Below are 8,335 nucleotides of genomic sequence, written 5' to 3' on the forward strand. Positions count from 1 at the left end.
CTTCTTTAAAATACATTTACTTTTAAAAATGACCTGTATAGCCTTAATAAGGTTATTGAGCCTCTTAAAGTAATAAGAGCGCAGCTTTTTTCTAGTGCGCTCCTTGAATTATTATTCTGCCGTATCAGACAATGCCCGCTGTGCAATAAGTTCACGCGCATCATCAAGCTCCACATTAAGAGCAAGTGAGCGCATTTCTTTTACCAACACATTAAAGCTTTCGGGTATACCTGCCTCAAATGTATCATCACCACGCACAATTGCCTCATAGACTTTTGTTCGACCAGCCACATCATCTGATTTTACTGTTAGCATCTCCTGCAAAGTGTATGCAGCACCATAAGCTTCAAGTGCCCAAACCTCCATTTCACCAAAACGCTGACCACCAAATTGTGCCTTACCTCCTAATGGCTGCTGCGTAACGAGTGAATAGGGACCAATAGAACGTGCATGAATCTTATCATCAACAAGGTGATGCAATTTCAACATGTAAATATATCCCACCGTTACTGGGCGATCAAAAGGCTCCCCAGTACGACCATCATAAAGCGTAACCTGCCCTGAACTATCTAAGCCTGCGTCTTCCAGCATCATGTTAATATCAGACTCATGTGCTCCATCAAAAACAGGCGTTGCAATTGAAACCCCTTTCTTCATCTGCAATGCCAATTTGTAAAGGCTTTCATTATCATACTGACGAACTGGTTCATTATGATTATCATCAGGCATAAGATTTTCAATACGCTGACGCAACGGCAATATATCCCCAGTCTCTTGATATAACTCTAACAAAGCATCAATCTTCTTTCCCATCCCCGCACATGCCCAACCAAGATGCGTTTCAAGAATTTGTCCAACATTCATACGACTAGGCACACCAAGCGGATTCAAGACGATATCAGCATGGGTCCCATCTTCGAGAAATGGCATATCTTCTACGGGAAGAATACGTGAAACAACACCCTTATTCCCGTGACGTCCCGCCATCTTGTCACCTGGTTGGATTTTGCGCTTCACAGCCACAAAAACTTTCACCATTTTCATGACACCAGGAGGCATTTCATCACCTCTTTGGACCTTTTCAACCTTATCCATAAAGCGACGTTGTAATGCTTCTTTTGATTCATCATATTGCTTGCGCAAAGCTTCAATTTCATTTTGAAGCTTTTCATCCTCAACAGCAAATTGCCACCACTGGGATCGTGGATAATGCCCCATTACTGTACTATCAAGCTTTTTACTACCCGAAAAGCCTTTCGGACCTTCTACAGCAACTTTACCTGTCAACATATCGGTGAGGCGCGCATAAACATTGCGATCAAGAATAGACTGTTCATCATCACGGTCTTTTGCTAAACGCTCAATTTCTTCACGCTCAATTGCCATCGCACGTTCATCTTTTTCCACACCATGGCGATTAAAAACGCGAACTTCAACAACAGTACCAAAAGTCCCAGGAGGCATACGCATAGAAGTATCACGAACATCGGATGCCTTTTCCCCAAAAATTGCACGCAGAAGCTTTTCTTCCGGCGTCATGGGACTTTCACCTTTCGGGGTAATCTTTCCAACTAAAATATCACCTGGTTGAACTTCAGCACCAATATAAATAATGCCAGCTTCATCAAGATTTCTTAACGCTTCTTCCGCAACATTAGGAATGTCGCGCGTAATTTCCTCAGGTCCAAGTTTTGTATCGCGTGCCGCAACTTCAAATTCCTCAATATGAATTGAAGTAAACACATCATCAGCAACAATGCGCTCGGATAACAAAATAGAATCTTCATAATTGTATCCATTCCAAGGCATAAAGGCTACGAGAACATTCCGCCCAAGAGCCAAATCACCAAGATCCGTGGATGGACCATCTGCAATGATATCACCTTTCTCTACCCTATCACCGACATGTACAAGAGGACGCTGATTAATACAAGTGGACTGATTAGAACGCTGAAATTTCTGTAAGCGGTAAATATCAACGCCTGATTTTGAAGGATCTAAATCTTCTGTTGCACGGATAACAATACGGGTAGCATCGACTTGATCAACAACACCACTACGCTTTGCACTCACAGCAGCTCCTGAATCGCGCGCAACAATAGATTCCATTCCCGTCCCAACAAATGGCGCTTCAGCGCGTACAAGAGGAACTGCTTGACGCTGCATGTTCGATCCCATAAGCGCACGATTCGCATCATCATTTTCCAAAAAAGGAATAAGCGCTGCTGCAACTGAAACCAACTGTTTTGGTGAAACATCCATCAAATCAACATGATCACGCGGCGCCATTAAAACTTCACCAGCATGACGGCAAACAACAAACTCTTCTATAAAACGACCTTCGTTATCTAATGAAGAATTAGCCTGAGCGACATAATGCTTTGCTTCTTCCATCGCTGAAAGATAAATAACTTCTTTTGTGACTTTTCCATCAATAATTTTTCGATATGGACTTTCAATAAAGCCATATTTGTTAACTCGCGCAAATGTTGCTAAGGAGTTAATCAGACCAATGTTGGGGCCTTCTGGTGTTTCAATAGGACAAATACGACCATAATGCGTAGGATGTACGTCACGAACTTCAAAACCCGCACGTTCACGTGTCAAACCACCTGGACCAAGAGCAGAAAGACGGCGCTTATGGGTAATTTCTGACAATGGATTGGTTTGATCCATAAACTGCGACAATTGTGAAGACCCAAAAAATTCACGGACTGCTGCTGCCGCAGGCTTTGCATTAATCAAATCCTGTGGCATAACTGTATCAATTTCAACCGATGACATACGCTCTTTTATCGCACGCTCCATACGAAGAAGACCAATGCGATATTGATTTTCCATCAACTCCCCGACGGAACGAACGCGACGGTTGCCAAGATTATCAATATCATCAATTTCACCACGTCCATCACGCAATTCAACCAACATCTTAACAACAGCAAGAATATCCTCTTGGCGTAAAATGCGAACTGTGTCTGGACAATCAAGATCCATACGTAAATTCATCTTAACACGCCCGACAGCTGAAAGATCATAACGCTCTGGATCAAAAAACAATGAATGGAACATTGCTTCTGCTGTATCGATTGTTGGAGGTTCACCTGGACGCATCACCCGGTAAATATCAAATAACGCATCCTGCCGACTTTCATTTTTATCCACCTTCAAAGTATTGCGGATGTAAGCGCCAATATTCATGTGATCAATATCAAGAATATTGACTTGATCAGCACTAACATCGAGCAGAACTTTTAATACTTTTTCGTCAATTTCATCACCAGCTTCAAGGTAGATTTCACCTGTTTCGTAATTGACGATATCTTCGGCTAGATAACAACCTAATAAATCATCTTCACTAACTTTAACCGCTTTAAGTCCTTTTTCTACCAAAGACTTCGCAGTACGAACTGTTAATTTTTTACCAGCCTCCGCAACGACTTCACCACTATCTGCATCTATAAGGTCAGAAATGAGCTTCATTCCTTTAAAGCGATCCACAGAATAAGGAACTCGCCATCCTTCTCCATCACGCTCATAAGTCACTTTATCATAAAACGTCGATAAAATATCCGACGCATCCATACCTAATGCCATCAAAAGACTAGTAACAGGAATCTTGCGCCGTCGATCAATACGCGCATAAATGATGTCCTTAGCATCAAACTCAATATCAAGCCAAGAACCACGATACGGAATAACACGAGCAGCAAAAAGAAACTTTCCTGATGAATGGGACTTTCCTTTATCATGGTCAAAAAAGACACCAGGAGAACGATGCATCTGAGAAACAATAACACGCTCCGTACCATTAACAATAAAGGTACCATTCGTCGTCATTAAAGGCATATCGCCCATATAAACGCCTTGCTCTTTAATGTCTTTGATATCTTTGGAGCCAGTATCCTCATCAACATCAAAAACAATCAAACGCAATATGACCTTTAATGGGGCAGCATAAGTTAAATCACGTTGACGGCACTCTTCAACATCAAATTTTGGTAAATCAAATTCATAACCTACAAACTCAAGCATAGCTGTACCGGAAAAATCTGAAATAGGAAAAACCGATTTAAAAACAGCTTGCAAACCTTCATCTGGTCGCCCACCTTTCGGTTCCTCAACCATGAGAAATTGATCGTATGAGGCTTTTTGAACCTCAATAAGATTCGGCATTTCTGCTACTTCAGGAATCTTACCAAAAAATTTCCGTACGCGCTTACGACCATTGAATTGAGACATCATTGCGTGAGTCTGAGCCATCGTCGCTCCTTGATCTTTACTCTTCAAGGTAGACCAACCTTGAAAGCCTTATACCATTAACCTGCATATGCAGACCAGTTCACTTGACACTCAATAATGAGCATCATTAACTTTCCCCACCAACATAAGCCATTTATCTCTTTGACTCTATGATGAAGGGATAAGTAATCCAAACTTATCCCATTCCTGTTACGAAACCATTGGGAAAAGTTTTTTACTCATTATTTTCCCTCTTTGTATTAAGAGAAAGAAAATCGGCGAACATAAATGCCCGCCGATAAAATTAAATTTACTTAAGTTCCACCTTAGCACCGGCAGCTTCAAGTTGAGATTTAATTTTTTCTGCTTCTTCTTTAGAAGCAGCCTCTTTAATAGGCTTAGGTGCACCTTCAACCAGATCTTTAGCTTCTTTAAGACCAAGTCCAGTAAGAGCACGAACTTCCTTAATAACATTAATTTTTTGTGCGCCACCTTCAACAAGAATAACATCAAATTCTGTTTTTTCTTCAGCAGCTGGAGCAGCAGCACCAGTAACAGCAGCTACAGCTACAGGAGCAGCAGCCGAAACTCCCCACTTTTCTTCAAGTAACTTAGAAAGCTCAGCGGCTTCCAAAAGGGTTAGATTAGAAAGGTCTTCTACGATCTTCTCTAGATCAGCCATTTTTAAATTCCTTCAATTAAAAGATTTGAACCATTATTAAATCTTATTCAAAAAAACAGAAAAGCATTAAAGCTCTTCCATAAACGTGAATACAAACAGCCTTAAGCCGCCTTATCCTCCTGAGCATATGCTCCAATGACACGTGCAACCTGACCAGCAGGGGCATTAACAACCTGTGCAATACGGGTCGCAGGGGTAGAAATCATACCCACAAGTTTTGCACGCAACTCGTTTAATGAAGGCAATGAAGCCAATGACTTCACAGCATCTACAGTTAAACTTGTTGCACCCATTGAACCGCCAAGTATGACAAATTTGTCATTGCTTTTCGCAAAATCAACAGCAACTTTCGGTGCTGTGATTGGATCTTCTGAATAAGCAATAAGTGTTTGTCCAGTAAACAAACCCACTATCGATTCAGATTCCGTGCCCTGAAGAGCGATTTTAGCAAGACGGTTTTTGGCGACCTTAACGGCACCGCCAGCTTCACCCATTTTCGAACGCAGATCATTCATCTGTGAAACTGTCAGACCGGAATAATGTGCAACAACAACAGAACCAGACTTCCGAAAAGCCTCGTTAAGCCATGTAACAAATTCGCGTTTTTCCGCTCTATTCACTGTCTCTCTCCATTTAACAGATTTGCTTAAAACAAACCTGTTGGTTACCTTTGATAACATAAAATACTTCATGTCACCGATGAGGATCCTGTCCCCTTTTTTACGCACAGCGTTCAAAGGCAACCTTGGCTCAAACCCTTTAAGTCTTTTAACTCTCAGTTTTTACCCCAGTCTCATGCAGGTTTTTTTGATTAAGATACTTAAAAGCATCACCTACAATCTCGGACAGGATATTCCGGAATTTCTCCCGGTACAACCTAAGCCCTATAAAGCTTAGATAGCGAGCTGATCAAAATCAGCATTTTAAATACAATTTTGATATTCCCATACCCCAAAACAAAATTATAAATCAGCTTATACTAGCTCTGAACGAACCGTTGCTGGATCAACTTTAACACCAATTCCCATAGTCGACGAAACAGCAACGCGCTTAATATACTCACCTTTTGCACCTTGCGGTTTGGCTTTAATAACTGCACTTGCAAAGGCTTTTATATTTTCTACGATTTTTTCAACACCAAAAGAAGCCTTACCAATACCAGCATGCACAATACCAGCTTTTTCCACACGAAACTCAACAGCACCACCTTTAGAAGCTTTGACAGCACCGGCGACATCAAGTGTTACAGTACCAACTTTCGGATTCGGCATCAAACTCCGTGGACCAAGAATCTTACCAAGACGACCAACAAGAGGCATCATGTCTGGCGTTGCAATACAACGATCAAAATCTATAGTCCCTCTATTAACGCTTTCAAATAAATCTTCGGCACCCACAATATCAGCTCCTGCCGACTTAGCTTCCTCAGCCTTATCCCCACGAGCAAAAACGGCAACACGAATATTTCTCCCTGTTCCATTAGGCAAATGAGCAACGCCTCGAACCATTTGATCAGCATGACGAGGATCAACACCCAAGTTCATTGAAATTTCGATTGTTTCATCAAACTTAGCAACGGCACGCTCCTTAACCATTGAAACGGCATCTTTTAAAGCGTAAAGTTCATTAAAATCAATATCTTTTCGGATATTTTTTATTCTTTTAGCTACTTTTGCCATAATATTAGCCCACCACTTCCAAGCCCATCGAGCGAGCAGAACCTTCAACCATACGCATTGCTGCCTCAATGTCATTCGCATTAAGATCTTTCATCTTTGATTCCGCAATCGAACGAATTTTATCGCGAGAAATGCTTCCTACAGACACTTTACCAGGCTCTTTTGAGCCAGATTTCAGGTTTGCTTCCTTCTTTAAAAAGAATGATACAGGAGGCGTCTTGAGAGAAAAGGTGAAAGACTTATCTTGGTAATACGTAATAACAACTGGAATCGGTGCCCCCTTTTCCATTTCTTGTGTCGCTGCATTAAACGCCTTACAAAATTCCATGATATTAATACCACGCTGCCCAAGAGCTGGACCAATTGGTGGAGATGGAGTAGCAGCTCCTGCAGGGACCTGCAACTTAAGCTGACCTATACTTTTTTTTGCCATAACAATCTGCCTTTAATTTCACTGGTATACTGACAATTCATCTTGCCCGTTACCCGCTTGCAGTCACGTGGTTCGGATCATTAAGCCGACAAAAGCTATAAATCACCTCCCACTCCTTCCTTAAAGTAATTAAAACTACTCTAAGTTTAATCAGAGTTTTTCAACCTGACCAAATTCCAAATCAACAGGCGTAGGACGCCCAAAAATAAGCACTTCAACCTTAAGACGAGAGCGCTCTTCTTCAACCTCTTGAACAATTCCATTAAACGAAACAAAAGGACCATCAGCAACGCGAACTTGCTCTCCAACCTCAAACAATACAGAGGACTTTGGAGACTCAACCCTTTCCTGAACTTGTTTGAGAATTTGTTCAACCTCTCGATCAGAAATAGGAACAGGACGCGCATCCGACCCTAAAAAACCTGTCACTTTAGGCGTATTCTTAATAAGATGATAAACTTCATCTGTTAACTCAGCACGAACAAGAACATAACCAGGAAAAAATTTTCGCTCAGTATCAACTTTGCGTCCACGACGAACCTCTACAACACGCTCTGTTGGAACAAAAATCTTTTCAAAAAGATGATCAAGTCCCTTTTGCTTTGCCTCCTTATCAATAGCTTCCGCTACTTTCTTTTCAAAATTTGAATATGCCTGAACAATATACCAACGAGCTGCCACAGTCACACTTCCTTACATTCTCAACTAAAAAGATATTTCAGAAGATCAATAACCCGCCAAACACCAAAATGCATAACCTGATCCACAATAAAAAAGAAAGCTGAAGCCAATGCAGTTACCAACAAAACCATAATAGTAGAAATAACCGTCTCACGACGTGTAGGCCATTTCACTTTAATTGTTTCTGCATAAACCTGCTTCAAAAAGGTAATCGGATTGGTTTTAGATGCCATCGTCACACTATACTCTCTCTAGTCCTATTGTGTTTTATAGAACAAAATAAACAGGAAAAAAATGCAAAAGCCAACTTTCAGACTTATGCAATTTCCTTACTTTCTATTCAATACCGTTTCACACACAAAAAAACAAGCCCCATATCAAAAAAAGCGAAAAAGGTAGCAAAATCCACTCCCTTATATGTAAAATCCCTCTTTGGCAGGGGCAGCAGGACTTGAACCCGCGACCTGCGGTTTTGGAGACCGCCGCTCTACCAACTGAGCTATACCCCTAACTCTCAAAACTAAAACACTTTTAACACCCCTTTAACAAGCATTATTTATTCAATGATCTTAGAGACGATACCGGCACCAACAGTACGACCACCTTCACGAATAGCAAAAC

The 8,335-nt window shown here is 41.2% G+C and carries 7 protein-coding genes, 1 tRNA gene and 1 pseudogene; all 9 read right to left on the reverse strand.

What is annotated here, in order from left to right:
• Nucleotides 1-111: 111 nt before the first annotated feature.
• Nucleotides 112-4,260, reverse strand: coding sequence for a DNA-directed RNA polymerase subunit beta (gene rpoB, locus ACFINM_RS06440; protein WP_375640933.1), 4,149 nt, complete (start codon nt 4,258-4,260; stop codon nt 112-114).
• A 289-nt stretch (nt 4,261-4,549) separates the two neighbouring features.
• Nucleotides 4,550-4,921, reverse strand: a complete 372-nt coding sequence (gene rplL / locus ACFINM_RS06445) for a 50S ribosomal protein L7/L12 (RefSeq protein ID WP_375620778.1) — start codon at nt 4,919-4,921, stop codon at nt 4,550-4,552.
• A gap of 101 nt (nt 4,922-5,022) precedes the next feature.
• Nucleotides 5,023-5,541: a 50S ribosomal protein L10 gene (gene rplJ, locus ACFINM_RS06450; protein WP_012755027.1), complete on the reverse strand. Its 519-nt coding sequence runs from the start codon at nt 5,539-5,541 to the stop codon at nt 5,023-5,025.
• Between the two features lie 354 nt (nt 5,542-5,895).
• Nucleotides 5,896-6,600: a 50S ribosomal protein L1 gene (gene rplA, locus ACFINM_RS06455; RefSeq protein WP_375640934.1), complete on the reverse strand. Its 705-nt coding sequence runs from the start codon at nt 6,598-6,600 to the stop codon at nt 5,896-5,898.
• A 4-nt stretch (nt 6,601-6,604) separates the two neighbouring features.
• Nucleotides 6,605-7,033 (reverse strand): 50S ribosomal protein L11, encoded by a 429-nt coding sequence (rplK, locus tag ACFINM_RS06460; RefSeq protein WP_273723157.1) that lies wholly within the window; start codon nt 7,031-7,033, stop codon nt 6,605-6,607.
• Between the two features lie 150 nt (nt 7,034-7,183).
• Nucleotides 7,184-7,714 (reverse strand): transcription termination/antitermination protein NusG, encoded by a 531-nt coding sequence (gene nusG / locus ACFINM_RS06465; protein WP_273790740.1) that lies wholly within the window; start codon nt 7,712-7,714, stop codon nt 7,184-7,186.
• A gap of 20 nt (nt 7,715-7,734) precedes the next feature.
• Nucleotides 7,735-7,947 carry a preprotein translocase subunit SecE gene (secE, locus tag ACFINM_RS06470; protein WP_273790652.1) on the reverse strand — a complete coding sequence of 71 codons (213 nt, stop codon included), beginning with the start codon at nt 7,945-7,947 and terminating at the stop codon, nt 7,735-7,737.
• A 200-nt stretch (nt 7,948-8,147) separates the two neighbouring features.
• Nucleotides 8,148-8,223, reverse strand: a tRNA-Trp gene (locus tag ACFINM_RS06475).
• A 47-nt stretch (nt 8,224-8,270) separates the two neighbouring features.
• Nucleotides 8,271-8,335, reverse strand: a pseudogene (locus ACFINM_RS06480) (elongation factor Tu); the annotation flags it as partial.

Origin of the sequence: Bartonella sp. AA168HLJHH (assembly GCF_042197365.1) — a bacterium.
Lineage (GTDB): Bacteria > Pseudomonadota > Alphaproteobacteria > Rhizobiales > Rhizobiaceae > Bartonella.

Bases quoted from the DNA above. Each gene is read 5' to 3' on its own strand.
- rpoB (WP_375640933.1), bottom strand. From the start codon at position 4,260: ATGGCTCAGACTCACGCAATGATGTCTCAATTCAATGGTCGTAAGCGC.
- rplK (WP_273723157.1), bottom strand. From the start codon at position 7,033: ATGGCAAAAAAAAGTATAGGTCAGCTTAAGTTGCAGGTCCCTGCAGGA.
- rplL (WP_375620778.1), bottom strand. From the start codon at position 4,921: ATGGCTGATCTAGAGAAGATCGTAGAAGACCTTTCTAATCTAACCCTT.
- secE (WP_273790652.1), bottom strand. From the start codon at position 7,947: ATGGCATCTAAAACCAATCCGATTACCTTTTTGAAGCAGGTTTATGCA.
- rplA (WP_375640934.1), bottom strand. From the start codon at position 6,600: ATGGCAAAAGTAGCTAAAAGAATAAAAAATATCCGAAAAGATATTGAT.